We start from the raw sequence: 26,390 nt of genomic DNA, 5'->3' as shown, positions 1-26,390 counted from the left end.
GACGAAAAACGACGGGTCGTCAGTTATCGGACGACCACGACCGGAACCGGGGAACTCCGGAATACCTTCTCGGCGACGTTACCGACGAAGATGCGATCAGCAATGGACCCACTGTGGGTGCCGATGACGATCGTCTCGTAGTCGTCGGCCCGGTTGATAATCGCACGAGCGGGGTGGCCGAATTCGATCGCAGTCTCGAGTTCCGCGTCGCCGTCGGCGTCCGCGACGATGTCGCGTGCCCGATCGAACACTTCCTTCGCGTGTTCCTCCGCCGCTTCCTGGAGGTCGTCGGCGAGCGCGAGTCCCGTCGCGTGCCCCCACATCTGGGACGGTTCGCCGACGACGTGTAAGACGGTTATCTCGGCGTCCGGAAACGCCTCGAGGGCGTACTCGAGGGCGCGTTCGCTCATTTCCGACTCCTCCATCGGAACCAAAATGCGTGAAACCATACGTCCCCTTCACCACTGGAACGAATAAATGCGCAGGGACACGCAACCGGGAGACCGATCGAGTCCCACAGCCTGCGGCGCTGCCGAGCGCGATACCCGGGCGTCTCCCGCCCCTGAGCGCGCGGCACGTCGAACTGAGAGGACGCCTCGAGTCAGAGACCGAAGATCGGAACGAACCGAAACGTGACGTACGCGCCGCCCGTCGCAATGGCCGGGACGACGTTCTGCATGAGGACCACGCGGGCCGTCGTCGCCGGGTCGAAGAGATCGGACGCGCTGGGAATTCGTTCGGGGTTCTCGTCGCCGATCGGCGGCAGCTCTTCACCCTCTTCGTCGGCGGTCAAGACGTCGACGGAGACCGGGACCGACTCCTCGCCCCGGACGGCCTCTGTCACCGTTATCGGACGCGTCGCTCGTCCCCAGCCGAGCCCGATGATACACATCGTCGCGATGATGACGAAACTCGCGGGAATGCCGATAGCGGAGAGAAAGATGACGAGCGAGGCGCTCACCGTCGCGGTCACGATCGCCGCCGTCAGCGGCAGTTCCGTGAGCTCGTTGCCCATCGTCTCGAGGGTGCGCCGCGCGATAGTGACCGTGCCGATCCCGACCGCGGCACAGCCGATGACGATCGCGGGATCCATCTCGAGTTCGCCGCTGCCGACGAGCGGAGCGACCGCGTTCGCGATGTTCGAGGTGCCGGAGCTGAACGCCATCAGACAGCCGATGACGATCACCATCGCCACGCCCCCCAGCTCGCGCCGGTTCGTGGTCTCGGTCGGGACCGGAACCGGAAGCCGACGGGACCGATCGATCCGGTAGAGGGGACCCTCACTGCGCGCCATCGCGAGCCGGCGATTGAGAGCCGAGTAAAAGTAGCGGCCGATGATCAGCGAGACCCAGAACCCGATGAACGGCGAGACGATCCACCAGATGGCGATCTCGCCCATGACCGCTACGTTGAGTTCGCCGGCGGCGAGTCCGAGTCCCGCGATCGAGCCGACGGCCGTCATCGACGTCGACGCTGGGACGCCGAAGAAGTTGCCGACGAATAACGCAGCGCCGATAAAGAAGAGGACGCCGATACTCGCCTCGAGCGTGAAAACGCCGGGGTCCCGGACGAGTTCGCGGCCGAGGGTATCGACGACGCGGCGACCGATCGTCCACGCTCCGACGAAGAAAAACAGCGTCATCAACGCGCCGGCCGCGGTCTTCGAGATGGCGTCGGCGCCGACGGCCGGGCCGAACGCCGGTCCGGTCGTCGCACCGCCGACGTTGTATCCCACGAAAACGGCCACGAGAATCCCGACGAGGAGCAACGCGGACACCATACTGATACACAGCTTTCACGTCGATTCGGATATTCGTTGTGCCGTCTCGTACGCTGAGAGGATCGACGGCCGTCGGACGCGACTCGCGACCGGCGAACCGATAACGGGAGTTATCGGGTGGCGTCTCCGGTCTCGTCCTCTCCACCCGCCGGCTCGTCGGCGACCGTCTCCTCGAGGAGATTCTCGATTTCGTCCTCGCGTGGACGACGGTCGATGCGTTCGTCGACGGTTTCGATCTGTTGCTGGACCGTGTCGACTTGCTCGCCGACCGTCTGTTCGACGGCTTCTTCGACCGTCTCTTCCATCTCCCTCGTCATCCACTCCGGATCGAAGCGTGCCATCTTCCAGATTACGTGTAATGCGTACGAGACGAGCACGCCTAGCCCGAGCGCTAACCCGACCCGCGTTCCCTCGACGACGATCAAGACGACCGAGGCAAAAATCAGGCCACCGTATGCGAGATCGATGATCGCGTCGATATAGCGCGGATTCATCGCTCGGTCAACCCCTTCAGCGCAGTCGCCGGTTGGTCTCGGACTCGACCCATACGGGAACGCATCACGTACTGTCATTTCAGGGTAACGTGTGAAATTACTTTGGGGACAGCCATCAGACCCCCCAGAAGAACGCGATTCCCAGCACGGTGACGACCGACAGAATCGGCTGCAGCGGCGCGCCGATCTGAAAGTAATTGTTCCGCCTAGTACGGATACAGTGTGTCGGCGATGGTCGTTCGGCGAAACCGTCGCCTTTACTCACGGCCGGCCCGCTCACTCTGACATGGACACCGACGCGAACGGGGGAGACGGCGGACTCGAGGAGTTCGAGGTGATTCCGGCGGTCGACGTGCAGGACGGCGAAGTCGTCCAGCTCGTCCAGGGCGAGCGCGGGACGGAGAAGACCTACGGCGACCCCGTCGAGGCCGCTCGCCGATGGATCGACGCCGGCGCAGAGACGCTCCATCTGGTCGACCTCGACGGCGCGTTCGAGGGCGAGCGCGAGAACGCCGACGCGATCGACGCGATGATCGACGCCGTCGACGTTCCGACGCAACTCGGCGGTGGGATTCGCACCGCGGAGGGCGCGGTCGATCTGCTCGAGCGCGGCGTCGACCGCGTCATCCTCGGCACCGCGGCGGTCGAAGACCCCGAGATCGTCGCCGAAATCAGCGAGGCGCATCCCGACAGCGTGGTCGTCAGCCTCGACGCGAAAGACGGCGAGGTCGTCGTCGAAGGATGGACCGAAGGCGCAGGAATTTCGCCCGTCGAGGCCGCGGAACGGTACGCGGACCTCGGCGCTGCCGCGATTCTCTTTACGAACGTCGACGTCGAAGGGCAACTCGAGGGGGTCGCAACCGAACCGGTGCGCGAACTGGTCGAAGCGACCGACATTCCCGTAATCGCGAGCGGCGGCGTGGCGACGCTCGCAGACGTGCGAGCGCTCGCGGACGCGGGTGCGACCGCGGTGGTGGTCGGCAGTGCGCTGTACGAGGGGAACTTTACGCTCGAGGCGGCCCAGAACGCGGCCGAATCCGTCGAATAGGGACCGCTCGACGGAGAGACGGCCACTCTTTACCGCCGGGTCGGAGGAGACCAGAACGGTCACGATTTCGTCGGGTGAACCGAAGGCCGATGACGGACCGCGACTACCACTGGTCCGATCGCGTCTGCACGACCGCAGTGTTCGCCCTCCTCCCGTCGATGGTGTTCGTCGGGCCCTCGCGGCGATTTTCGGAGTCGCGATCGTTCTCTTTCTCCTGCCCGAGCCACCACCGAACGACGCCGATCCAGCCGGAACGGCGTAGGGACCCGAGAGCACGACGTTTGGAAGAGACCGCGTTCGGGAACCGAGAGCACGGATCGAGGGGTACTCGAGCCGTGTAACTGGGACGATGGTCTCTTGGTGCCCCGTCGACGACCGCGTACGAACCCTCGAGCGTCAAGATTTCCAGAACTCGGGCGTCAGCAAGACGAGAACGGGAAAGATTTCGATACGGCCGATCCACATCATGACGATCATCACGCTCCGAGTGACCGGCGAGAAGACGGCGTAGTTGTCGAACGGGCCGGCGACGCCAAACGCTGGCCCGATGTTGAGGAAGATCGACGCGGCCGCACCGAGCGCGTCGAACTCGCCGACGGGATCGCCGACTCGAGCGGCGTCGACGACGATGACGATCGTCAACAGGAAGAATATCACGATCGCGAGCATGACGTACGAAAAGATGTCCCCGATCGTCTCTTCGTCGACCACCGAGTCGCCGAGTCGGAGGGGGCGAACGGCGTTCGGGTGAATCGAAACGAACAGGGTCCGGCGAAACGCTTTGAGGATGACCAGCCACCGCAGCGACTTGATCGAGCACGTGGTCGAGCCGGCCATTCCGCCCGTGAACATACAGAGGAACAGCAAGTGCTTGGCACCGGGCGACCAGAGGTCGAAGTTCGCCGACGCATAGCCCGTCGTCGTCACCATCGAGACCACGTTGAACAGGCTGTGTCGGATCGTCGCTGCGGGTCCCGGGACGATATGCGGGTCGAGAACGACCAGGGTGGCGACGAGCGCCCCATCGTAGCGAGAAGACCGATGTAGAAGCGAAACTCCGCGGACTCGAGGGGTCTGCGGTACTCTCCCTGGACGACGTAGTAGAGGAGGATGAAATTGGTCGCACCGACGATAATGACGGGGATGAGCGTCCACTGGACCGCCGGTGAAAACGCGCCGATGCTGTCGGGTTGAGGGGAGAAGCCTGCCGTCGAGATGCTGGTCAGCGCGTGTGTGACTGCGTTGTAGAGGTCCATATTGGGTGCGAGCCCAACCAGATGAAGCAGGTAGAGAGCGAGCATCGTGAGGACGGTCAACCCGATGTAGAGCCACTAGATGAGACGCGCGGTCTCACCGATACGCGGCCGCAGTCTGTGAATGTCACGCGTTTGCGTTTCGGTTTCCATCAACTGCGCACCACCGACCAGCAGGTGCGAAAAGAGGCCGATTGCGACGATCAGAATGCCGAGGCCACCGAGCCACTGGAGGATCGCCCGCCAGAGCATGATCGCACGCGAGTGGACGGCGAACTCCTCGATCACGGTCGCGCCCGTCGTCGTGACACCGCTCGTGCTCTCGAAAACGGCATTGACCGGGTGGGAAAAGACACCGTCTCCAGCGGCGAAAAACGGAATTGCCCCGACCAGTGCGACACCCAGCCACGTCAGCGCGACCATCAGGAACGCCTCGCGCTGCCCGATTTTCCGGTCGTCGGTCAGTCGCTCGAGGCTGGTCGCGAGTGCGAGGGTCACGACGATCGTGACGAGAAACGGACCGGGAGAATCACCATCGATCAGTGCGAGCGCGAGCGGTGCCACCAACGGGACGGAGAATCACTTCAGGACAGTTCCAGTGAGGCTACAGCTCGACCGCCAGTCGACACGAATCGGCATCTACCGTTCCGAAGTGAACGGGCGAACGGAATAACAGTTCGGTCCGATCGGGTGGTAGCCGAAGAGAGCGCGTCTCAGGGACGAACTGCGAACGGAGCCGATCAACTCCGATTATGGCCGTGACCGAGATAGAGTGCGAAAACGTTGAGCAAAAGCAAGAGGAAAAACGTCAGCGTAACCGTCGGATCGCCGAGTCCCTGTGCGAGGAGAGGAAGATGCACGAAGGGCAGGGCGATCGCGACCCAGAACGACAGGAACTGTGCGGGGCCTTTGACCGACCGGAGGAGTCGGTGCTGGCGCTCCGTCTCAGGGCTCGACGGAGCGATCGATTCGTTCGAAATGGGGGAGGGATTTGACATCGGAACGGGACACCTCGTCTCGATAGAGACATTCAACCCATAGATCATATAACGGGTCGAAAATTGGCGTCGTTTCGGTCCGTTTCAGTCCGATACTAGCGGTATAACATCGGTTTCAAACCAATTCAAATCTGTTTAGACGTTTTATAGCTGTTTTAGAGGCAGTATTCAGCGTCGTCCGTCAGCGCGCGATCGATAAGCCTGCGAACGGCCGCTGTGCCGGCGACACCGACGAGCGGAATCGCCTTGTACCGGGGGCGGCATGACTGTCCCATGAGCGAGCGAACGGCAACGGTCACGCGCGAGACGGCCGAAACGACGATCGAGTGTACGCTCGAGGTCGATGGAACCGGTGCGGCGATGGTCGATACGGGAATCGGCTTCTTCGATCACATGCTGACGTCGTTCGCCAAACACGGCCTGTTCGACCTCGAGATCGAGTGCGACGGCGACCTCGAGATCGACGATCACCACACGGTCGAGGACGTGGCGATCGTCCTCGGAGAGGCGTTCGACGAGGCGCTGGGCGACCGCGCAGGGATCGTGCGGTACGCCGACCGCAAGGTACCGCTGGACGAAGCCGTCGCGGAGACCGTCGTCGACGTGAGCGGCCGGCCGCGCTTTTACTTCGATGGGGCGTTCTCTCAGGAGTCGATCGGCGGCTTTACCAGCGATATGGCGCGACACTTCGGCGAATCGCTGTCGATGAACGCAGGGCTGACGCTCCACCTCGCGGTCGACGGCGAGAACGCCCACCACGAGGTCGAGGCGCTGTTCAAGGCGCTGGCTCGTAGCATGGACGACGCAACGCGGATCGACGAGCGCCGCGAGGGGACGCCCAGCACGAAGGGGACCCTGTAGCGCCGGCCGTTACGGCCGACTGAGCATCCCGCGCTCCTCGACGAACTCGCCGTCCTCGAGCGCGTAGTCGATGATCGCCTCGACCTCGTCGTCCTCGAGGTCGTATGCTCCCGCGGCCAGTTCCTCGACGGCGCGTCGCTGCATGGGAAACTCGCGGTTGCGAAGGAGTCGGACGACCTTGCCGTAGGCTGGCGGCGGGCTCGTCGGGGCGTCGGTCGATTCGGCGTCCGGTTCGTCCCCTTCGTCAGCACCATCCCGGCCGGCGTCGTTCTCCGCCGGCGCGCCGGAGTCGGGCTTCCCGTCGGTCGCCGCTACCAGCTCGGCGACCTCCGCGGCGTCGACCTCGGAGTCGTCCGCACCGTCGCCGTGTTCGAAGGTGATCCCGTCTTCGAGGAGCGACACGTCGCTCGAGTCGGTATCGGCACTGTCGTCGGACCCGGTTTCGCTCTCGCTCTCGGCGGGCTCGGAGTCGGCACCGGACTCCGGATCCGCGTCCGGCTCGGAGACGGTCGCGTTCGGACTGGACGTTCGGTCGCGTTTCTGTGTCGAGTCGTCCGCTGTGGCGACGGCGTAGTCAGTACCTGCCGACTCGCCGTCGTTCGCGTCGGCCTCGTCGCCTGCAGCGGTTTCGTCTTCGGCACCCGCGCGGGCGAGCAGCGGTTCGATCAGCACCTCGAGACGGTCCTTGCAGTCGACACAGAGGACGACGCGGCGTTGTTCGGCCTCGGTCGGCTCGAGTTCGGGTGGGACGATCTCGAACGCGCCGGCGGCGTCGGCACCACAGAAATCACAGCTCCGGAGTGCATGCATATCTGACCAATCAATGGCGGTGTATAAAAGTGTCAGCCAGCGACCGTCGCCGGCTCGAGGGACGCTCCGTGGACGTCCACCGAAACCGATCACCGAACATTATATCACGGCGTGCGTACACTCACCGACGAATGTTCGACGAGATCATGGAGAAATTCGAGGGATCGCCGAGTCAGCAGGCGGTCATCCGCCTGTTGCTCGAGCGGGGCTTCTCCGTCAACGACGACGGCCGGGTCGTCTCGGGCGGCATCGAGATTCCGAACACGGGGATCGCCCGCGAGATCGGCGTCGACCGGCGAGTCGTCGACTCGACGACGGACGTCATCCTCGAGGACCCCGAACTGCGGCGCATCTTCCAGAACATCTCGCAGGTGCCGAGCCTGATGGACCTCGCGCCGGTGCTGGATCTGACGGTGCTGTCGATCGCCGTCGACGACGCCGAACAGGAGGGGATCGTCGCCGAGATTACGGGGACGCTGGCCGACCACGGCATCTCGATCCGCCAGACTATCAGCGAAGATCCGGAGTTCACCGACGAGCCGCGGCTCTACCTGATCACCGACGAGGCGCTCCCGGGCGAGGTGATCACCGCGATCCGCGACCTCGCGTTCGTTCGAAAGATCGAGATCCAGTGAGCGTGCCGGCGGTCAGTCGTCCTCGCGCTCGCCCTCGTCCCCGCTCTCGACGTCGACGGTGTCCGCGAAGTCGTCGAGGACCGATGCGAGGGCGCTGGTGAGTTCCTCGAAGCGCTCGATCGACATGTCGTCGGTCGTCACCCAGACGCCGTGGGGGCCTCGAATGACCCGCGAGAGGAACCCGTTCTCGAACATCCGAATCGTCGCCTGATACTCGCCGAGTTGCGTGTTCCGGTAGGCCGACTGGGAGTGAAAGCCGAGCCGTTCGTGATCGGCGAAGCCGATCAGATCGGCCGTCTGCTCCAGGTCCGAGCGGAGGTACAACTGCTCGACGTCCTCCTCGGTGAAGTAGGTGATACTGCGCAGTTCGTCGCCGACCGTCGTCCGGCAGACGCTGTGAATCTCGTCCGCGAGTTCGGAATCGATGGTCTCGCCGTCCATACCTTCATCCAACGCATGGAGAACCAATAGCGTGAGGGTCCCAGCGAAACGGTACACGAACTGATCGGTTTCACCTTGAGAGCGAGGACTACGAGTTCGACGCCGACTACAAGACGGTGATCACCGTCGGCGTTCGCGTCCCGCTCGCGGAGTGCGAGGCGCTTCGGATTGCCTTCGAAGCGCGATGAGCGGCCGGGCAACCCACGAGTAACCGGTGAGGAGAACGGAGCTGTGACCGGCGAGCGACTGTAGCGACGGATCAGGAGTCCGCTCGCGAGTCGGTGTTCTCGAGGCGGCGTTCGATCGCTGCGCGAACGTCCTCGAGGTCCTCGAATTCGTCGCGGTCGAATCGCAGTTCGAACGGGCCGCGGTCAACGACGAAAACCAACGCGTAGGCTGCGAAGCTACCCCAGACGACGGCGGCCAGTGGCTCACCGGAGACGGCATTACCGACGGTCAGGAACCCCCACGCGAAGACGAGAACGGCGTCGAGCGTGGCAGGCCTGGCCGGCTTCCAGTGCCACCGCCGCGCCTCGAGCGGCTCGTCGCGGGTGATCGCATCCACGTAGCGATCCGTCCGGCGACGGCGACGCCGAAGGCCGATCCGACCGCGACGAGAGCGAATCGTGATTCCACGGCACCGAACAGTTCACTTAGGTAGGAGTCCAACCGCTCTTGATGACGTCTTCGCGACGACGCGCGGCGGCGACGAACGGACCCGGTTGACGTGGGTCAACGACGAGTACCTCGCGGATCAGGCCGTTGCCCAGTCGGAGGAAATCCGGTTCGAGACCGACGAGGACGGGGACGGTGCCGATGCTGGCAAGCTACGGCGGTGGACACTCACCTCACCTGACTTCGATCCCAACGAGACCTACCCACTGGTCGTCGAGATCCACGGCGGGACCGACGCCCTCTTTTCGCGGGCCGACGTACCGATGCGCCGTGATCAGCGGCGAACCGCGGCACGAGCGGCGAGACGGGCCGGCCGGACGGCGAGGTGGCCGGCCGTGAGCCGCGCGTACCGGACCGTCGCCGACCCCGCCAGCGCCGAGTTCGTCGTCCAGGGGTCGGAGTTTATCGGCCACGTTCGACCCGTCGACACCGTCGACGCCGCCGACGACTTCGTCGACGCCGTTAGCGAGGAGTACGCCGACGCCACCCACAACGTCCCCGCCTACCGCGTCCGGGCCGACGCCGACGGAGAGTTCCTCCGGGAATACTCGAGCGACGCGGGCGAGCCCTCCGGATCGGCCGGCAAACCGGCGCTGAACGTCCTCGCTCAGCAGGATCTCGAGAACTGTGCGGTCGTCGTCACCCGGTACTACGGCGGGACGAACCTCGGCGTCGGCGGCCTCGTCCGGGCCTATTCGCGGGCGGTGAAAGAGGCCGTCGACGCGGCAGGCGTCGTCGAGGAACGGCCCCACGAGCAGGTGACGATCACCGTCGCGTACGACGACTCGGGCACCGTCCGCTCGATCCTCGAGAGCGAGGGCTACGAGTTCGACGCCGACTATCAGACCGAGGTCACCTTCGACGTGCGCGTCCCGCTCGCGGAGAGCGAGGGGGTCCGGGATCGACTCCGGAGCGCGACGAGCGGCCGGGTAACCCTCGAGTAGGACGGAACGGAAATCGACGCAACCGGACGGTTACCGCGGAGCGGTGCCCGCGTCGGTTCGGGTCGCGTCGAGGCGCCGCTCGATCGCCGCCTGTGCGGCCTCGAGGTCGCGAACTGGTCGCGTTCGAACTGCACGTCGAAGAAGCCCCGGTCGAGGACGAGTTGCCCCTCGCGCAGCCGAACGTGGGATACGTCGGACCACGGAACGATCGATTGCGTGTAGGGCCGTTGCTTGACGAGTCCGGCATCGTGGACGCGCACTTCGGGCGGTTCGCCGATCGAGCCGACCCGCCAACGCCCTTCGGCGAGGCTCGTACAGACCCAGACGATCGCGAGCCCTATCCAGACGATCGAACTCGCCCACTCGCCGGTGTAGGCGTTAGCCGCACCCAGCAACAGCCACAGCACGAGGACGAGCGCATCCAGCCGCGGGGTGCCCGGCGGCTCCCACTGCCAGCGTTCTACGGCCTCGTCGGCAGTGATCGACGCCACGTAACAGGTCTCGGCCAGCCGCATCGCGACGTAGCCGACGATCGCGACGGCGAACGTTCCCCCGAGTCCGACGAGGCCGACGCGGGGCTCGAGCCGGCCGAGCCACGCAGCGCCAGCGGCGAGGCCGAACGGCACGGCCGGGCTCAGGACCGCGGTCCGTCGACGCCAGTTTCGGCCGAGACGAGCCGGGAGTCGCTGGTCTCGTCCCGAGAGGGTGACGCCGACGAGGGTGCCGACGAGAAACACGACGACGACGGTCGCGACGGCGACGGCAGTCACTGAGGTATCTACGCGCACGACGGCTACCGCCGCGAGGGCAGCGACGAGCGTGCCGACGTAACCGCTGAACGCGAGCCGAAACATCGTCTCGGGCGATTCGGTGATTCGGTCGGCGACAGCGGGCCGGCCGGCCGGACCACGACCAGTCATGGTCGATCAAACGCGCGGTTGTGTTAAAATAATAACGGGTGTTGTCGGAACGGTGGCCTGCCGACCGCAGCGACCGCGTCGGTAGCAGGTCGGACGCGCGGTCGGATCGAGGGATATCAGGGCGACAGGCACCGAGTTCGACCGAAAACGGAGGGGGTGCTGAACGGTACGTTGCAGGGAGTTCCGATATCGACCTGCCCTCGTCCGGCTCGGTATGGAACGTTGGCAGGATCGATCGCATCGGCCGCATCGTCCTCGCGGCGGCGTTACTTCCGACTGGCTACCGCAATCGCGACCGGACGCGCGGCAGCATGGCGGTCGTCGCCGGTGGCAATCTCCCCACGACCGCAGCCGGTCACCGCTGTTCGGTGAACGCGATGCTCGGGATCGATGCCTGCGGACGCAACTTGTCGGTGCCGGACGCGCAAGCGGGCTCGAGCGTCCGTCGCGCTCCGCTCACTCGTCGGGCTCGTAGGGCACTGCGTCGCCGGTGACCGGCGGCGCACCGATGGCGATGACCGAAACCGATTCGTCGGCGTCGGCGGGGTTGTACGCCCGATGCGGTGCCTCGGGCGGGGCCGCGAACAGCGACCCCGCGGGGACCTCGAGTTCGCCGTCGGGCGTCTCGACGTGCAGCGTCCCCGAGAGGACGACGAACGCCTCCTCCTGGGTCTCGTGGTAGTGGTAGGCAAGCGGCAGCTGTTCGCCCGGATCGGCGTCGAATCGGTTGATCGCGACTTCGTCCATTCCCGCGGCCTCGCTAAGCCGACGGAGGTCGCAGGGACGATCGTCGACGTACTCGAGGTCGTCGGGATCGACGACGGTGTAGTCCATACGGGTTCGATTTCGTGAACCAGCAAAAGTCCGTCGGCAATCAGCTGAACCGATAACCCAGCTCAGGTCGTCCGGAACGCCCGATCGCCGGCGTCGCCGAGACCGGGCACGATGAAGCCGTCGTCGTCGAGGCGGTCGTCGATCGAGACGGTCAACAGGTCGGCTTCGGGACACTCTTCGTCGACGCGAAGCAGCCCTTCCGGCGCGGAGACCGCAGAGAGAACGATCAGATTCTCCGGCTGCGCGGCGTTCTCGATGACGTGCTCGAGGACGGTACACATCGTGCTGCCCGTCGCGAGCATGGGGTCGGCGACGATGACCGTGTCCTCCTCGTGGATCTCGGGCAGTTTCACGTAGTCGACCGTGATCGGGAACGAGCCGTCCGCGTCCCGGCCGGCCTCCTCGTCACGGCTCGCGCTGATGACGCCCTGTCGGGCCCGCGGGAACGCCTTCAACAGCCCCTCGACGAACGGCGTCGCGGCGCGCAGGACGTTGATGATGACCACGTCCTCGAGTCCGCGGACGCGCTCGCCCATCGTCGTCTCGAGGGGCGTCTCGATCTCGACGTACTCGGTCTCCATCCGGCCGTCGATGATCTCGTAGCCACAGATCCGGCCGAGTTTGACCAGCCCCTTGCGGAAGCTAACCTGCTCGGTCTCGACATCGCGCAGGCGCGAGAGCGTGTCTTTTGCCAGTGCGTGCGTAATGAGATACGCGTCGTCCCGGTCTTCGATCGGCATAGTTCTACAGCCACTCGCCGGGTAGTTCACAGTATCGATCAGCAGCGAGCGGCAGCCCCGATCGCGGTCCCCGCCCGTCGCGCTCCGTCGAAAGACGGGCTTAGGGGCGCTAACTCGATATTACCGATACAGTTGCGACGCTTCGGCTCGATTTCGGGCATCGACGCGTCGATTCGAAACAGGGTTTTGCCGCCGAAACCAGCCGTAACGGTGGTCCCGGTTTAATCACGCGATCGGCGTAGCCCTCGACGCCCGACCACGGGCGGCTACTCACGATGAGTCACCAGTTCCAACAACAGCCACGGCAAGGACAGCCGACCGAACAGTACGGACAGCAGCCGACCCAGTCCATGGGAGGACAACAGAGAACACAGCAGATGGGCAGTCAGCAGGGATCACAGCAGATGGGCGGCCAGCAGCCAATAGCCGGCGGTCAGCAGGGAACACAGCAAATGGGCGGTCAGCAGCCGATGACCGGCGGCCAACAGATGCAGGGCCGCCAGTCGTTCGAAAGCCACCTCACGAACGAGCTTCGGATCGCGCTCGAGGACTTCACGGAGCTGTCGAACGTCGCCGACTGGTGTGCGAAGGAGTGCGCCTCGGAAGGGCGCCAGCTCGCGACGTGTGCGCAGATCTGTCACGACATCGCGGAGCTCGCCGACCTCAACGAGAGTCTGATCGCACGCGACTCGATGTTCGGCCCCGAAGTCGCGGAGACGTTCGTTCGCGTGGCGACTGAGAGCCTGCCGGAACTCCAGCAGTACCAGCAACACCCACACATCGCCGAGACCATTTCGGTGATCGATCGAACGATCGACTCCTGTTCGACCGTGCTGGGCATGGTCGGCGGCCAAGCGACGGGCGGTCAGCAGTCGGGCGGCCAGCAGTTCGGATCGCAGGCGATGGGGAGTCAGCAACCGATGACCGGCGGTCAGCAGGGACCACAGCAGCTGGGCGGTCAGCAGCCGGGGTCACAGGGGACAACCGGCGGCCGGGGGATGGGCGGCCAGCGATAGTCCGTTCCGGACGATCGACGGCACCCGCGCAGGCGGGCGACGGCAGAGAAGTTTATACCGATCCGGACGCTATCACTCGGCCAGCGGAATGGAAGAGAGCATCTCGGGGTTCAAAGTCCGCGGCGACTGGGGCGACATCGTCGAGCACGGCGAACGCATCACGCGCGCGCTTCGAGACGCCGGGGTCCACGAGGCCGAACAGGACTCCGAAGCGCACCTCGCCCGTGCGTTCGACGAATGGGAGGAGTGGCGACCAAAGGCACACGAAACGCTCGACGCCGACGTGAGCGAGAAGACCGCCGATCAGGCTAGCGTCGAGGAGGGCAAAGGCGAGAAAGCCGGTAAGGAGCCCGACGAGGACATCAAAACGGCCGGCGAGAAGCTCTCCGAATCCTACGAGCGACTCGAGGACGACGACGCCGAGGCCGCGGTCGGCAACTGGAAGGAGTCGATCGACTACGTCGCGCGAGCGGCCGACTCCGCGGGGCGCAAGGCCCTGCGCCGCGTCGAGGACACGGTCTACCAGAACGTGATGACCCAGCTCGCGCCCTACTACTTCGACAACGAACTCGTCAGCGCGAACATCCAGCAGTCGACGCGCAACGGCGGGAACGGAGAGCGGTTCGTCTTCGAAGTCAACGTCAACGACGACGAACTCAAAGACGAGATCTCCGACAGCCTCGCGGAGTACGAAGACGAGATCGACCGCTGGCACGTCGAGGTCGAGAAGGACACCGACGCGGCCGAAGCCATCGAGGGCGCGGAGCCGCCGCCAGAACCCGACGACAACTCACGATCGACGACGAACTGAGCGCGATCGACCGTCACGAACCGGTGACCCGTCGCCGCTGCCGGCCGCAGGTCGGCACACACTTGTAGGGTCCGCTAATAGAACCCGGATAGATGGTCGATATCGCCACGCTGGGCACCTTCGCCGTGGCCGCGGTCGCGAGTCTCTTCATGGCCTGGGCGATCGGTGCCGGCTCGAGCGGCTCCACCCCGTTCGCGCCGGCGGTCGGCGCGAACGCGATTTCGGTGATGCGGGCCGGCTTCCTCGTCGGGCTGCTGGGCTTCGGCGGCGCGGTCCTTCAGGGGGCGAACGTCTCCGAGGCGGTCGGGACCGAACTGATCGGCGGGGTGACGCTGTCGTCGCTCGCCGCCACGATGGCCCTCCTCATTGCGGCCGCCCTCGTCGCGATCGGTATCTTCACCGGCTATCCGATCGCGACGGCGTTCACCGTGACCGGCGCGGTCATCGGCGTCGGCCTCGCGATGGGCGGCGATCCTGCGTGGGCCAAGTACACCGAGATGGCGACGCTGTGGATACTGACGCCGTTCGTCGGGGGCGGGATCGCGTACGCGGTCGCCCGGCTCCTCCGCGCCGAAGGGTTATCGGAGGCGTATCTCATCGTCGTGTTCGCCGGGCTCGTCGGCGCGATCGTCGCCAACGTCGAGTTCGCGCTGCTCGGACCGCCGGACGCTGGCGGGGCCTCGATCGCGCAGGTCGCGGGCGGCTGGCTCCCCGGTAGCGAAATCGTCGGCGTCGTCGGGGCCACGCTCGTGATCGCAGCGCTCTGGTCGGGCGCGATCGCGCTCGACCTCGGCAACGGCGTCGAGCGCGGCGAGCGCCACTTCCTGCTCGTCCTCGGCGGCCTCGTCGCCTTCTCGGCCGGCGGTAGTCAGGTCGGACTGGCGATCGGGCCGTTGATCCCCCTCTCGAGTCAGCTCGAGTTGCCGCTGCTCGCCATGCTCGTTGGCGGCGGCTTCGGACTCCTGCTGGGCTCGTGGACCGGCGCGCCGCGGATGATCAAGGCGATCTCGCAGGACTACTCCTCGCTGGGGCCGCGTCGGTCGATCGCGGCGCTCATCCCCTCGTTTATCATCGCGCAGGCCGCGGTCTTCTACGGCATTCCGGTCTCGTTCAACGAGATCATCGTCAGCGCGATCATCGGCAGCGGCTACGCAGCATCCGGTGCCGGCGGCGGCGTCAGCGCGCGCAAGATGGGCTTTACCGTTCTCGCGTGGATCGGCTCGTTGGCCGGTGCGATCGCCATCGGGTACGTCGGCTACGCCGCCATCGACGTAGTCGCGCTCTGATACGGTCTGCTGTAAATCATCTCAGGCGTACCCAGGACCTGCTTCCCGCGGTACGCCGGTAAACAGTTACAGCGTTCCGTACGACCCGGGCGACATCGAACGGTCTTTACACGACGGGTCGTGAGTTCGGGTATGAACGAGGACACCGTCCGCACTGGAGACGGGGCGGGAGACGGGACGATCCAGTGGCGGCGTGACGCCAGCACGTCGCGCACCGTCCGGCTCCTGTGGACCTTCGGCGTCGGCACCTTCTTCGCCGCGATCGGCATCGTCATCTGCTGGCGACTGTACCGGCTGGGCGGCGAGGCGTTCGGCGCGGTCGGCCGGATCGCGATCCTCGCGCTCATCGCCGGGAGCGCCGCGACGGTCGTCGCACTGGCCCTCGCCGGCGACACCGAAGGCCACTTGGAGCGCGCCGCCGGGCCGCTTCCGTTCGACGCCCCGTCGGGAACGAGCGCCGACCGGGCGGTCGACGCTGCGGTCGGAACGGTCGCGATGGGCGCGATCATCGGCGTCCTGATGGGCGTCGGCCGGTACGTCTCGCAGAACGAACTGCTGGCCGTCGGGGCTGGCCCGTTCACCGGGCTGGCCGCCCTGTTCCTCCCGCTCGCACTGGGCGCGCTCGTTCTCGCGTCGTTTCTCCAATCGGTCGGCACGCTCGACGGCGAGGAGGAGGCGATCTACCTCTACGAACCCGACCAGCGCGTCGACCTCGAGGTCATCACGGACGTCTCGATCCGTCAGCTAGGGGATATCGCCATACTCAGTCTCGACTACGCCCAGCCCGGCGGCCAGTACGTGCAGGGGCCGCGCCGGATCGTCGTCCCGCCCGCGGTCGCCCGCGACGTGGCGGCGCTCGTCCGGTCGCAGTCCTGATTCGACGGGGCGCCGCTACGGTTGCGTATCGTTTTCGTCGACCTCGAGCGGCGCAGTTTCGTCTTCCTCGTCGGGCTCGGGTTCTTCTTCGACGATCTCGAGTTTCCGGAGCCGCGCCTTCATGATGCGGGTGTTCTCGACGCTCTCGACGGTGATGCGGACGCCATCGTAGGTGATCTCTTCGCCCTCCTCGACCAGCCGGCCCGCGCGGTTGAAGATGAAGCCGGCGATGGTCTCGAACTCCTGGCCCTCCGGGAGGTCGATCTCGAGGGCCTCGTTGACGTCCTCGATGTTGACCTCGCCGCGGACGAGAACGGTGTCCGCGTCGATCTCCTCGATGGGCTGTTCCTCGCCGCCCTCTAAGATCTCGCCGACGATCTCCTCGATCATGTCCTCCATGGTCACCAGCCCCTCGGTGGTGCCGAACTCGTCGATGACGATCGCCATGTGCATCCGGTTTTCGCGCATCTCAGAGAGGAGTTCGTCGACGTTTTTCGACTCGGGGACGTGCAGCGTCGGCTGGATGAGATCGCCGAGTTCGATCTCGTCGTCGCCGGTCTCGCCGTAGTTGAGATCGCGGACGAGGTCGCGGATGTGCGCGACGCCCAGCACGTTGTCGAGGCTACCCTCGTAGACCGGGACGCGAGCGTGACCGCTCTGGATACAGGTCTCGATGGCCTCGTCGATGCCGGCGTCTTTCGGCACCGCCGTCATGTCGAGTCGCGGCGTCATGACTTCCTTGACGATCGTGTTGTTGAAGCGGAAGATCCGCTGGAGCATCTCGTGTTCTTCTTCCTCCAAGACGCCCTCGCGCTCGCCGGACTCGATCATCTCCTGGATCTCGTCGCGGGTGACGTAGGGGGCCTCGATGGCACCCGTCGAACCGGTGAGGCGGTTGATCTGGCGAGTGAGATAGTCGAAGAGGATGACGAGCGGGAACATCAGGCGCTCGGCGGCCTTCAGCGGCCGGGCGACCTGAATCGACCAGGATTCGGTGTTTTCGACCGCGTACGATTTCGGCGCGCTCTCGCCGAACAGGAGGACGACGGCGGTGATGCCGAACGTCGCGAACAGGACGGCCGTCAGCCCGCCGAAGTAGAGCCCGAGGATCGCCGTCGCGATCGACGACATCGCGATGTTGACGATGTTGTTCCCGACGAGGATCGTCACGAGCAGGCGATGGGGGTCTTCTTTCAGCGCCTTGACTCGCTCCGCACCCGGAATCTCGTCCTCGACCATCCCCTCGACGCGGTGTTTCGGAATGGAGAACAGCGCGATTTCCGAAGAGGAGAAGAAGCCGGAGAGCCCGATCAGGACGGCGACCGCGAGCGCACCGAGGACGGTCACCACCGACTGCTCGATCTCGAGCCCCACCACTGGGACCTCGTATGCAGCCAACACGACCTCGGGGGGCGGAGACAACGCCATTGATGTACAGCGTTATGGCTGGATCGGTTAACCGTTTCCCATTTGACGGCCAATGACGGCTATCGCCGCCGCCGACGACACGTTTACCCGGCCGTTTACCCTACGTGTGGGTATGAGCGCACCCGACGACCCACCGATCACGTTCTACCGGCTCCAGGGCTGTCCGTTCTGCGAACGGGTCACCCGGCGGCTGCACGAGTACGATCTCTCGTACCGATCGCGATTCGTCGAACCGATGCACTCCGAACGGGACGTCGTCAAGCGCGTCGCCGGCGTCCGCACCGTTCCCGTCGTCGTCGACGAGAACACCGGCGTCACCATGGCCGAAAGCGCGAACATCGTCGACTACCTCGAGTCGACCTACGGCGAGGGCGACCGCCCCGACGCGGCCGCGGCGGACGCGGGAGGTGACGACTGATGCCCGACTTCGAGGTCGTCGAGTTGGATCCGGCGGATCATCCCGGGCCCGGCGATGAAGCGCCCGACTTCACCCGCCCGCTGGTCACCGACGAGTTCTGGGAGGACCGGACCCTCTCGGAGTTCGTCAGCGAGAGCGACGGCACGACCATCCTGGTCTTCACGCCGATGACCGGCTCGTTCCTCGCGAAATACGTCTGGGACGAACTCGCGGAGCGCGAGTGGGACGAACGCGCGGACCGAGTCGTCGGCGTCACGGCCTCGACCCCCTACGGCATCAAACGGTTCCTCGAGGCCAACGACTACCCGTTCCGCTTCTTCACCGACCCCGGCAACGAGGTCGCCGAGTCGTACGGGATCGCCCACGAACTCGACGGGATGACCGGCGTCAGCGAACCCCGCGTCGCCTTCTTCGCGCTCGACGGCGACCGCACCGTCGAGGGCGCGTGGGTCGCCACCGACTGGCCCGAGTTCCCCGACTACGACGACCTCGAGTCGGAACTCGGGCTCGCATAGCGACCGTCGCGTTCGCGACGCCGAGCGATACTTTTTTGGGCGAAATAGGCCGACTTCGAACCGAATGAGCGAGTTCGACCGCGCCGCCGAGGCGATCGAGGCAGGGGAGCTCGTCGTCTACCCGACAGAGACGGTCTACGGTCTCGCCGCGGATGCGCTCGACCCCGCCGCCGTCGAACGCGTCTTCGAGGTGAAGGGACGGGACCGCTCGAAGCCGATCTCCTTTGCCGTCCCGTCGGTCCCATCGGCGCTGCAGCACGTCCGCGCGACCGAGCGAGAGCGTCAGTTCATGGCGACGTTTCTCCCTGGGCCCGTGACGGTCCTCTGTCGACGGCGCGAGAGCGTCCCCGACGAACTGACCGCGGGTCGGGACCGCGTCGGCGTCCGCGTCCCGGACCACGAGGTCGCGCTCCGGCTCTGCGAGCGGGCCGGCACGCCGATCACGTCGACCAGCGCGAACGTCAGCGGTCGTGAGAGCGCACGCCGGCCCGCCGACCTCGATTCCGAAATCCGTGAGGCGGCGGCGGTCGTCCTCGACGACGGCGAAACCGAGGGTGGGACCGAGAGCACCGTCGTCGACGTCTCGAGCGAGACGATCCACCGCCGCGGCGCGATGGCCGACGAGATCGAGGCCTGGCTCGAGCGCCACGACTAGCCACGGCGAATTACCGACGCCGGATCGGAGGGAGTATCGAACGCCGGTCCCATGTCGAACGTTGGCCACCGCGCCGACGGACTCCGTTTCGTCCTTCAATTCCGCTCTCGGATGGTGTCGAACATCCGTCTTTTCTTCGCTCTGCCAGCGTTTCATTTGCCTCGTTTATCGTGACGAGCGCTCAGATTTGAGCGTATAAAAGTATCTGCCCGTTTCTCTCGCTATCGGTTCGAAGTAACGCTTTTCAGAGGGTTCGTTGAAAACGGGTTGTCGATACAATGATAGAGAATGCCAAGCGCAGTCGTACGGGCTCGAAACCCGATCCAGACGTCACACCATGATCGACCTCGAAGAGACGTTCATTTTCGACGCCGTCGTTCACGCGTACAATCTCGCCCCGTCGAACTACCGAAACGAACAGCACGCGCGGGGAATCACCGATATGATCTTCGGAACCGTCGACGAGGCCTCACCGCCCGGGTACCGGGTAACGCGCGACGGATACGTGCGAAACTGGAGCGTCGAGGAGACGGCGAACATGCTCTTCCTCGAGAGCGATACCGACATGGCGACGTTCCAGTCGCTTCCGCTGTACGCCTTTCACGATGGGTTGACGGCGAACGAGAACTGCGTCGAGGCCGTCGAGGAGTACCCCGAACGGTTCCTCGGCTTCGCCAACATCGATCCGCTCCGGGACGGGTGGGAGGAATCGCTCGAAGAACAGGTCGAGGCCGTCGATCCGGTCGGACTGAAGCTCTACCCCTCTCACTGGGGCGAAGACCACCACGAGGGATGGCGCATGGACGACGAATCGGTCGCCTACCCAGTCTTCGAGAAGGCGAAATCGCTCGGCATCGACCTGATCGAAGTCCACAAGGCCATTCCCTTCGGCCCGGTGCCCCGGGATCCCTACCACCCGGGCGACGTCGACGACGCCTGCGCGAACTTCCCCGAACTCGACTTCGGCCTCGTCCACGGCGGGCTTGCCTTCACCGAAGAGACCGCCTGGCAGATGGCTCGGTTCCCGAATCTGCACATCAACATGGAGACGCTGGGCGTCCAGTTGGCGGCGAACGAGCGGGCCTTCGCCGAGACGATGGCAAAGATCATCAGCATCGGCGGCGAGGCCGTCCTCGACAGGATGTACTGGGGGTCGGCAGCGATGGCGTACCACCCACAGCCGGAACTCGAGGCGCTCCGTGACTTCGAGTGGCCAGACGACATCGCTCGGCGAGGGATCGACTTTGGAGAGATGCCGGAGATCAGCGACGAACACAAGCGGAACCTCCTCGGACGCAACTACGCGGACCTCGTCGGGTTAGACATCGACGAAGCTCGCGAGCGACTCGCGGACGACTCGTTCAGCAAGCAGACGAGCGAAGACGGGCTCGCAGATCCCTTCTCGACGACGAAAGCGGCCCCGGAGGTGTACTGACGTGAGTCCGGATCCGTCTCCGCTCGAGGTGCGCGCGCAACTCGACCAGATCGTCGATCCCTGCAGCGAGGCTCGCGGGACGGACATCAGCATCGTCGAGATGGGGCTCCTCAAGAAGATCGAGATCGACGACGGGACGGTCCACGTCCAGCTCCGCATCACGTCGCCGTCGTGTATGATGGTGGGATATTTCATCGAGCAAGCGAACGAGCGCGTCGGCAGCCTGCCGGGCGTCGAGGACGTGACGCTGGAAACGGACGCGGGCCTCTCCTGGAGCGAAGAGATGATGTCCGAAACCGCGAAAGAGCGGCGAGCGGAACACCAGCAGGCGCTGGCCGACCGGTATCACGAGGAACGAAACGCGGGCCGAGCGGCTCCCTCCTCGGAGGACTGATTCGGAATCACCCGGCTATCTGAGCCCCAGCATCGATCGCAAGGTTCGCGTTTTGACGCCGCACTCGGCGGCGAACTCGCAGGACTCGCACTTCGAGCGACTGGACGACCGAGCCGGTGGACCGTCCAGCTCGCGGACCGCCCGCAGCGCGCGTCGGTACCGTGCCTTCCGCCGAGTCGTCAGCTCGAGCGAGCGGATCTCGCCGTAGGCCGGATACTCGAGCCAGGCCCGGTCGACCGACTCGCCGTGTTCCCAGGACAGCGCTTTCGCGGCCGCGACCGCGTGGACCGACTGGGGCTCCCAGACGCCGTTTTCGGGCGGCTCGCCCGTCGAGAGCAGGACCGGCTCGAGCGGCTCCGCGAGCACCTTGTGGACGACGCCGCGGCAGTGGCGGCCGGCCGCGAACACGTCTCGATCGTGGGGATTCCGGAGCCGGTCCCAGTGACCCGCGTCCACGAGTCGGTCGCGGGTGGTCGTCAGCCGGTCGCGATACCGGACGGCCGAGATAGCGATCGGTTCGCGCTCGAGTTCGTCCGGCGGAGCCTCGAGGAGGGCTTCGTACCGGGACTCGAGTCCTCGAATCGACTCGACCTCCGGCGGCGGCGCGCGATCCTCGTCGGGCAGCGCTCGCTGATAGTAGCACTTTCGCGGGCAGTAGGCGGCGGTCCGGAGGTCGCTGAACGAGACGTGCGCACGGGTCACGGGCCGTCTGGCCGCGGCTTGGTATAAGAAGTCTCGGCGAGTCGTCACCAACGGTACAGCGGTCGGCGGGGAACGCATCGCAGTATCCGCGAGCGAACGAAAGCGCGGCGCTGCGCGCCGCGCAAAGACGAGCGGCGTACGCCGCGAGTCGAGTAAGCGAGCGGGCCGACGACCGATGTGAAGAGCGCGGCGCTACGCGCCGCGGATAGGTGAACGGCGAAGCCGTGAGCCAAGCGGCGCGTAGCGAGCCGAAACGGAGGGAGGAGTGCTTTTGATCAACCGTTTGCCGAGGGACGGCGCGTTGGCGGCAGCCATGCTGCCGTCGACGCGGCAGACCGCAGAGCAAAAGGTTGGCTCTAGAAGTCCACGTCCGTCTCCATCCCATCGGTCGCGTCCTCGAGGCCGTCCTCGCGGAGGTCGGACGCCATTCGCTCGGAGAGCTCGGCGTCGGCGAGGACGCTATCGAACTCGTCGCGGTAGCGGTCGTTGGCGGCTCGAGACTGGTCTTCCGCTTCGGCGACGCGGCGGTAGCGGCGGATCTGGGGCTCGTTGACGCCGTACTCCGCGGCCAACGTGGCGTCGTCCTCCTCTCGGTCGCGGATCGCCGCGAGGTCGACCTCGTCGGCGTCGTCCTCGCCCACCAGATGGAGCGTCATTCGGGCCTCGAAGACCTCGTCCTCGTCGACACCCAGTTCCTCGGCGATGTCGGCGTCGCTCCGCTCGTCGTAGAAGCCTCTGGCGACCGTGAGTAGCTCGTCGTTCGAGAGTTCAGTCTCGAACCCGTAGCGTTCGCGCATCTGCTGGACGACGCTCTCGAGGCGCTCCTCGTCGGTCCGTTCGTCGCGCTCGAGAGAGCCGCGGGTGTTCTCCTGGGATTCGGTGACGGTTTCCTCGCCGTCGGTGACGTCGGTGAAGATATCTCGGAGTTCCTCGGTCTTGTCGTTCATGGATGGACACTCCCGACGGGCGGCTATTTAAGCCTGTTGCCAGATCACGTTGGGCGGTCGAATCGAACATGGTCAACTATTATAAACTCAGAATTACGTGAAGATTTTCGCAAGACGGCGACGAGGGGCCCAGGCAGGCGGTGTGGCAAGAATTAAGTCACAGCCCTGCCCCTCATTGCACATGCGCGCATTAGCACAGTCGGGCGTGGCGAGGGAGACGTACTGGGGGATCACCAGCGTCGAGTACGCGGTGTTCTATTTCCTCGCGTTCGTCGCCATCGCCGTCCTCGTCTACGGCGTCTATCGGCGGTTCGCCCGTTACGCCGAGGGCGACGACGACTCGTTCGCCCGCCTCAACGACCTGCCGGATCGGATCGTCAGCAGCGCTAAAATCGTCCTCTCGAACGAGAAACAGTTCAACAGGGATCTCTACGGCGGTTTGATGCACTCCTTTATTCTCTGGGGATTCCTGACGCTGTTGATCGCGACGACGATCATCGCGGTCGATCAATACGCCTTCCAGAAGATCTTCCATATGACCTTCTGGGAGGGCGACTTCTACCTCGCCTACTCGTTCATCGTCGATGCCATGGGCCTGTTGTTCGTCGTCGGCATCGGGATGGCGATGTACCGCCGGTACTGGGTTCGGAACCACCGGCTCTGGGACCGGCATACCTCGATGGAGGACGACATCTTCATCTGGACGCTGGTCGCGCTCGGCGTCGGCGGCTTCCTGCTCGAGGGGCTGCGCGTCTACAGCGCCGGTATTCCCGACTACGAAATCGTCAGTTTCGTCGCCTACGGGATGGCGCTCGGCTTCGAGGCGATCGGACTGCCGACGCTCGGCCCCGAACAGGCCGGGCTCAACGGCGCCGGGTTCAACGTCGAGAACCTCCACTGGCTCGCGTGGTGGACCCACTCGCTGATCGCCTTCTTCTTCATCGCGTGGATCCCCTACGCCAAGCCGTTCCACATGATCTCCTCGTTCGCGAACGTCGTCACCCGGGACGAGAAGGCCGGCCAGCGCCTGCCCAACGTCCCCTCGGATCTGGACGCGACCAACGCCGAGTCCATCGACGACTTCACCTGGAAGGAGATCCTCGACCAGGACGCCTGTACCAAGTGCGGTCGCTGTTCGTCGGTCTGTCCCGCGAAGGCCTCCGACCGCCCGCTCGACCCGCGTAACGTCATCCTCGACCTGAAGTCCTACCGCGAAGACCTCGAGGCCGGCGGCGAAGAGCAGCCGATCATCGCCGACGGCGGCACGAGCGTCATCAACGCCGAGACGATGGAGTCCTGTATGGCCTGTATGGCCTGCATGGACGCCTGTCCCGTCGAGATCGAGCACCTCAAGAGCTTCACCCGGCTCAACCGCCAGATGACCGATCAGGGCGACGTCGCCCCCAGCATGCAGGACGTCTTCCAGAACGTCATGCAGAACGGCAACACCTTCGGCGACTCGCCGCGCAACCGTGGCGACTGGACCGACGAACTCGAGTTCGACGTCACCGACGCTCGCGAGGAAGAAGTCGACTACCTCTGGTACGTCGGCGACTTCCCGAGCTACGACGAGCGCAACAAGCAGGTCGCCCGCTCGCTGGCGACGATCCTGAAGGAGGCCGATGTCAGCTTCGGCATCCTCTTCGACGACGAGAAGTTCGACGGCAACGACATCCGCCGCGTCGGCGAGGAACTGCTCTACGTCGAACTGGCCGGCCACCACGTCGAGACGTGGGAGGACTGCGAGTTCGACAAGATCGTCTGTACGGACCCCCACTCCTACAACACCTTCAAGAACGAGTATCCGGAGGTCAACTTCGACGAGTTCTCGGACGACCCGATGATGCCCTTCGAGTACGACGAACAGTGGAACGAGGACGGCGAAATCGAGGTCTACCACTGGACCCAGGCCGTCGAGGAACTCGTCACCGACGGCAAACTCGACCTGAACGGCACCGAACTCGATTACACGGTCACCTACCACGATCCCTGCCATCTGGGTCGGTACAACGACGAGTACGAAGCCCCGCGTGAACTCATCAAAGCGACTGGCTGTACGCTCGACGAGATGCCCCGCAACCGCGCCAACTCCTTCTGCTGTGGCGGCGGCGGTGGCGGCCTCTGGATGGACTTCGAAGAGGAGCCCAAACCCAGCGAGGAGCGGATCCGGGAGGCGCTCGAGGACACCGACGCCGGCAGCGGCGTCGAGAAGTTCGTCGTCGCCTGCCCGATGTGCATGACGATGTACGAGGACGGCCGCAAGACCGGCGGCTACGAGGAGGAGATCGAGATCGTCGACGTGGCCGAACTCATCGTCGAGGCGATCGGGAAGGAGAACGAAGCGAAGGTCGAAGTCGCCGCCGACTGACCAACTCCCTGTTAACTCCGGTTCTCCAACCGAATCGTATTGGACGGGTTTTCACGAAAACAGCTGCCACCGGAAGGACAGTACTGACTGGTCGGCTACGATGGGGAATCGTCACGGAACTGTTCGATCACCGCGGCTTTCGACTCGGAAGTAAACAGAACGATCCGCTCGAGGAGGACCCGTCTCGATATGTCCCGGCCCGTCTCGCGGCGGATCTCCCCCTGCAGTCCCTCGAGACGGTCGGTCGTCTCCCCCGTGATTCGGCTAACAGGCGCATTTATTGACGCCCGATAGCCGTTAGAAACGTTTCTGCTCTCGCTGACGGGGAAAACCAGCTAACTGTAGTGATTCGGCGGCTAGTCGGAACGGCCGATCGAAGCCGAAGCGTCGGTGGCGGCATCGACCCGTTTCGTTTCGCGGACGTACTCGAGGAAGTTGTCGAAGACGAGTTTCGCCTCGCAGGATTGCTGGTAGTTTGCCTCGGTGATTTCATCGAGGATCGACTCGCGGCGTTCGACGGAGAGTTCCTTGCGGTGGACGAGTTCGCGGGCGGTTTTGCTGTCGTACTCGGGGTGGAACTGGACGCCGAAGACGCGGTCCTTGCGGAAGCCGTGGTTGGAGTAGTCGTTCTCGGCCAGTGGCTCGGCACCGGACGGGAGTTCGGCGACCTCGTCGGAGTGGCTGGTGAACGCGAGGAAGGTGTCGTCGATACCGTCGAACAGCCGCGACTCGCCGAGCCGATCGATCTCGCTGTAGCCGACCTCGTAGACGCCCATGTCGGCGACGGTACCGCCGAGCACGTCGGCCAGTAGCTGGTGGCCCCAGCAGACGCCGAGGAAGGGGACGCCGCGATCGATCGCTTCGCCGACCCACTCCTTGACCGGCCGCATCCAGTCGTCGTCCCAGTAGACCGACGAGCGGGAGCCGGTAACTACCGCGCCGTCGTAGTCGAAGTCGTCGGGGACCGTGCCGTCGGTGGCGTCGAACTCGGCCAGCGAAGCGTCGAGTTCGCGCCGGAAGTTCCGCGTCGTGTTCTCGTCCCGATGGGCCGCGTTCAGGACGGCGATTCGGAGCTGACTCATTGGACGCTAGTGGCGACTCGAGTA

The 26,390-nt window shown here is 65.0% G+C and carries 29 protein-coding genes and 1 pseudogene; 15 read left to right on the top strand and 15 right to left on the bottom strand.

All coding sequences use genetic code 11. The features are described from left to right. Positions 1-23: 23 nt before the first annotated feature. From NDO75_RS14855 to NDO75_RS14845, 3 genes are all read right to left on the bottom strand, one after another. Positions 24-449: a universal stress protein gene (locus NDO75_RS14855; RefSeq protein ID WP_310907294.1), complete on the bottom strand. Its 426-nt coding sequence runs from the start codon at positions 447-449 to the stop codon at positions 24-26. Between the two features lie 152 nt (positions 450-601). Next, entirely contained in the window at positions 602-1,780 is a 1,179-nt protein-coding gene (locus NDO75_RS14850) for an anion permease (RefSeq protein WP_310907293.1), read from the bottom strand. 110 nt (positions 1,781-1,890) lie between these two features. Further along, positions 1,891-2,274, bottom strand: coding sequence for a hypothetical protein (locus NDO75_RS14845; protein WP_310907292.1), 384 nt, complete (start codon positions 2,272-2,274; stop codon positions 1,891-1,893). A gap of 286 nt (positions 2,275-2,560) precedes the next feature. On the opposite strand from NDO75_RS14845, the gene hisA reads away from it, so the two are divergent. Then, complete coding sequence (gene hisA, locus NDO75_RS14840; protein ID WP_310907290.1) at positions 2,561-3,322, top strand: 1-(5-phosphoribosyl)-5-[(5-phosphoribosylamino)methylideneamino]imidazole-4-carboxamide isomerase; 762 nt, start codon at positions 2,561-2,563, stop codon at positions 3,320-3,322. A gap of 396 nt (positions 3,323-3,718) precedes the next feature. On the opposite strand, the pseudogene NDO75_RS14835 reads toward hisA, so the two are convergent. Both NDO75_RS14835 and NDO75_RS14830 read right to left on the bottom strand, forming a co-directional pair. Beyond that, positions 3,719-5,142 (bottom strand): annotated as a pseudogene (locus NDO75_RS14835) (TrkH family potassium uptake protein). Between the two features lie 173 nt (positions 5,143-5,315). Then, positions 5,316-5,573 (bottom strand): hypothetical protein, encoded by a 258-nt coding sequence (locus tag NDO75_RS14830; protein WP_310907289.1) that lies wholly within the window; start codon positions 5,571-5,573, stop codon positions 5,316-5,318. A gap of 273 nt (positions 5,574-5,846) precedes the next feature. Here NDO75_RS14830 and hisB point away from each other — a divergent pair, with 273 nt between their 5' ends. After that, entirely contained in the window at positions 5,847-6,434 is a 588-nt protein-coding gene (gene hisB, locus NDO75_RS14825; protein WP_310907288.1) for an imidazoleglycerol-phosphate dehydratase HisB, read from the top strand. A gap of 9 nt (positions 6,435-6,443) precedes the next feature. Here the strand turns inward: hisB and NDO75_RS14820 are convergent, their stop codons facing one another. Next, complete coding sequence (locus NDO75_RS14820; protein WP_310907287.1) at positions 6,444-7,244, bottom strand: hypothetical protein; 801 nt, start codon at positions 7,242-7,244, stop codon at positions 6,444-6,446. A 131-nt stretch (positions 7,245-7,375) separates the two neighbouring features. Between NDO75_RS14820 and NDO75_RS14815 the strand changes: the two genes are divergently transcribed. Next, a complete protein-coding gene (locus tag NDO75_RS14815) occupies positions 7,376-7,879 on the top strand; it encodes an amino acid-binding protein (protein ID WP_310907285.1) in 504 nt (167 codons plus the stop codon). Between the two features lie 12 nt (positions 7,880-7,891). Here the strand turns inward: NDO75_RS14815 and NDO75_RS14810 are convergent, their stop codons facing one another. Both NDO75_RS14810 and NDO75_RS14805 read right to left on the bottom strand, forming a co-directional pair. Next, positions 7,892-8,320: a hypothetical protein gene (locus NDO75_RS14810; protein WP_310907284.1), complete on the bottom strand. Its 429-nt coding sequence runs from the start codon at positions 8,318-8,320 to the stop codon at positions 7,892-7,894. A 259-nt stretch (positions 8,321-8,579) separates the two neighbouring features. Next, positions 8,580-8,885 (bottom strand): hypothetical protein, encoded by a 306-nt coding sequence (locus NDO75_RS14805; protein WP_310907282.1) that lies wholly within the window; start codon positions 8,883-8,885, stop codon positions 8,580-8,582. A 445-nt stretch (positions 8,886-9,330) separates the two neighbouring features. Between NDO75_RS14805 and NDO75_RS14800 the strand changes: the two genes are divergently transcribed. Beyond that, positions 9,331-9,939 (top strand): YigZ family protein, encoded by a 609-nt coding sequence (locus NDO75_RS14800; RefSeq protein WP_310907540.1) that lies wholly within the window; start codon positions 9,331-9,333, stop codon positions 9,937-9,939. Here the strand turns inward: NDO75_RS14800 and NDO75_RS14795 are convergent. Continuing rightward, the gene (locus NDO75_RS14795) at positions 9,837-10,859 is read right to left on the bottom strand and encodes a hypothetical protein (protein WP_310907281.1); all 1,023 of its coding nucleotides are present in this window, start codon (positions 10,857-10,859) and stop codon (positions 9,837-9,839) included. The two genes, NDO75_RS14800 and NDO75_RS14795, sit on opposite strands and share 103 nt — an antisense overlap. A gap of 38 nt (positions 10,860-10,897) precedes the next feature. Here NDO75_RS14795 and NDO75_RS14790 point away from each other — a divergent pair, with 38 nt between their 5' ends. Beyond that, positions 10,898-11,353: a DUF2892 domain-containing protein gene (locus NDO75_RS14790; protein ID WP_310907279.1), complete on the top strand. Its 456-nt coding sequence runs from the start codon at positions 10,898-10,900 to the stop codon at positions 11,351-11,353. On the opposite strand, the gene NDO75_RS14785 is transcribed toward NDO75_RS14790, so the two are convergent. Next, a complete protein-coding gene (locus tag NDO75_RS14785) occupies positions 11,316-11,693 on the bottom strand; it encodes a cupin domain-containing protein (protein WP_310907278.1) in 378 nt (125 codons plus the stop codon). The two genes, NDO75_RS14790 and NDO75_RS14785, sit on opposite strands and share 38 nt — an antisense overlap. A gap of 62 nt (positions 11,694-11,755) precedes the next feature. Beyond that, complete coding sequence (gene upp / locus NDO75_RS14780) at positions 11,756-12,433, bottom strand: uracil phosphoribosyltransferase (protein ID WP_310907276.1); 678 nt, start codon at positions 12,431-12,433, stop codon at positions 11,756-11,758. Positions 12,434-12,783: 350 nt separating this feature from the next. Between upp and NDO75_RS14775 the strand changes: the two genes are divergently transcribed. From NDO75_RS14775 to NDO75_RS14760, 4 genes are all read left to right on the top strand, one after another. Then, positions 12,784-13,449, top strand: coding sequence for a hypothetical protein (locus NDO75_RS14775; protein ID WP_310907275.1), 666 nt, complete (start codon positions 12,784-12,786; stop codon positions 13,447-13,449). 88 nt (positions 13,450-13,537) lie between these two features. Then, positions 13,538-14,260, top strand: coding sequence for a DUF5828 family protein (locus NDO75_RS14770; RefSeq protein ID WP_310907274.1), 723 nt, complete (start codon positions 13,538-13,540; stop codon positions 14,258-14,260). Between the two features lie 92 nt (positions 14,261-14,352). Further along, positions 14,353-15,546, top strand: a complete 1,194-nt coding sequence (locus tag NDO75_RS14765; protein ID WP_310907272.1) for an anion permease — start codon at positions 14,353-14,355, stop codon at positions 15,544-15,546. A 132-nt stretch (positions 15,547-15,678) separates the two neighbouring features. Then, positions 15,679-16,422, top strand: coding sequence for a hypothetical protein (locus NDO75_RS14760; RefSeq protein WP_310907271.1), 744 nt, complete (start codon positions 15,679-15,681; stop codon positions 16,420-16,422). A gap of 15 nt (positions 16,423-16,437) precedes the next feature. Here the strand turns inward: NDO75_RS14760 and NDO75_RS14755 are convergent, their stop codons facing one another. Continuing rightward, positions 16,438-17,850 carry a hemolysin family protein gene (locus tag NDO75_RS14755; RefSeq protein ID WP_310907269.1) on the bottom strand — a complete coding sequence of 471 codons (1,413 nt, stop codon included), beginning with the start codon at positions 17,848-17,850 and terminating at the stop codon, positions 16,438-16,440. A gap of 112 nt (positions 17,851-17,962) precedes the next feature. Here NDO75_RS14755 and NDO75_RS14750 point away from each other — a divergent pair, with 112 nt between their 5' ends. The 5 genes from NDO75_RS14750 to NDO75_RS14730 all read left to right on the top strand — a co-directional run bounded on the left by NDO75_RS14750 (position 17,963) and on the right by NDO75_RS14730 (position 21,267). Continuing rightward, complete coding sequence (locus tag NDO75_RS14750) at positions 17,963-18,268, top strand: glutathione S-transferase N-terminal domain-containing protein (protein WP_310907268.1); 306 nt, start codon at positions 17,963-17,965, stop codon at positions 18,266-18,268. Next, the gene (locus tag NDO75_RS14745) at positions 18,268-18,783 is read left to right on the top strand and encodes a redoxin domain-containing protein (RefSeq protein ID WP_310907266.1); all 516 of its coding nucleotides are present in this window, start codon (positions 18,268-18,270) and stop codon (positions 18,781-18,783) included. The genes NDO75_RS14750 and NDO75_RS14745 overlap by 1 nt, the downstream gene beginning before the upstream one ends. Before the next feature lie 64 nt (positions 18,784-18,847). Then, positions 18,848-19,438, top strand: coding sequence for an L-threonylcarbamoyladenylate synthase (locus tag NDO75_RS14740; RefSeq protein WP_310907265.1), 591 nt, complete (start codon positions 18,848-18,850; stop codon positions 19,436-19,438). Positions 19,439-19,775: 337 nt separating this feature from the next. Continuing rightward, positions 19,776-20,873, top strand: coding sequence for an amidohydrolase family protein (locus tag NDO75_RS14735; protein WP_310907264.1), 1,098 nt, complete (start codon positions 19,776-19,778; stop codon positions 20,871-20,873). Position 20,874: 1 nt separating this feature from the next. Then, positions 20,875-21,267 carry an iron-sulfur cluster assembly protein gene (locus NDO75_RS14730; RefSeq protein WP_310907262.1) on the top strand — a complete coding sequence of 131 codons (393 nt, stop codon included), beginning with the start codon at positions 20,875-20,877 and terminating at the stop codon, positions 21,265-21,267. A 15-nt stretch (positions 21,268-21,282) separates the two neighbouring features. Here NDO75_RS14730 and NDO75_RS14725 read toward each other — a convergent pair whose 3' ends face one another. Next, positions 21,283-21,969: a hypothetical protein gene (locus tag NDO75_RS14725; protein ID WP_310907261.1), complete on the bottom strand. Its 687-nt coding sequence runs from the start codon at positions 21,967-21,969 to the stop codon at positions 21,283-21,285. A gap of 356 nt (positions 21,970-22,325) precedes the next feature. Then, complete coding sequence (locus NDO75_RS14720) at positions 22,326-22,916, bottom strand: conditioned medium-induced protein 4 (protein WP_310907260.1); 591 nt, start codon at positions 22,914-22,916, stop codon at positions 22,326-22,328. Positions 22,917-23,097: 181 nt separating this feature from the next. On the opposite strand from NDO75_RS14720, the gene NDO75_RS14715 reads away from it, so the two are divergent. Beyond that, positions 23,098-25,284 (top strand): (Fe-S)-binding protein, encoded by a 2,187-nt coding sequence (locus NDO75_RS14715; RefSeq protein WP_310907258.1) that lies wholly within the window; start codon positions 23,098-23,100, stop codon positions 25,282-25,284. 356 nt (positions 25,285-25,640) lie between these two features. On the opposite strand, the gene NDO75_RS14710 is transcribed toward NDO75_RS14715, so the two are convergent. Beyond that, positions 25,641-26,366, bottom strand: coding sequence for a type 1 glutamine amidotransferase (locus NDO75_RS14710; RefSeq protein ID WP_310907257.1), 726 nt, complete (start codon positions 26,364-26,366; stop codon positions 25,641-25,643). Positions 26,367-26,390 lie beyond the last annotated feature (24 nt).

This window comes from Natrinema sp. 1APR25-10V2 (assembly GCF_031626495.1).
Classification (GTDB): Archaea; Halobacteriota; Halobacteria; order Halobacteriales; family Natrialbaceae; genus Natrinema.
The sequence above is the reverse complement of the archived record's forward strand: the minus strand, read 5'-3'. Positions and strand labels throughout refer to the sequence as shown.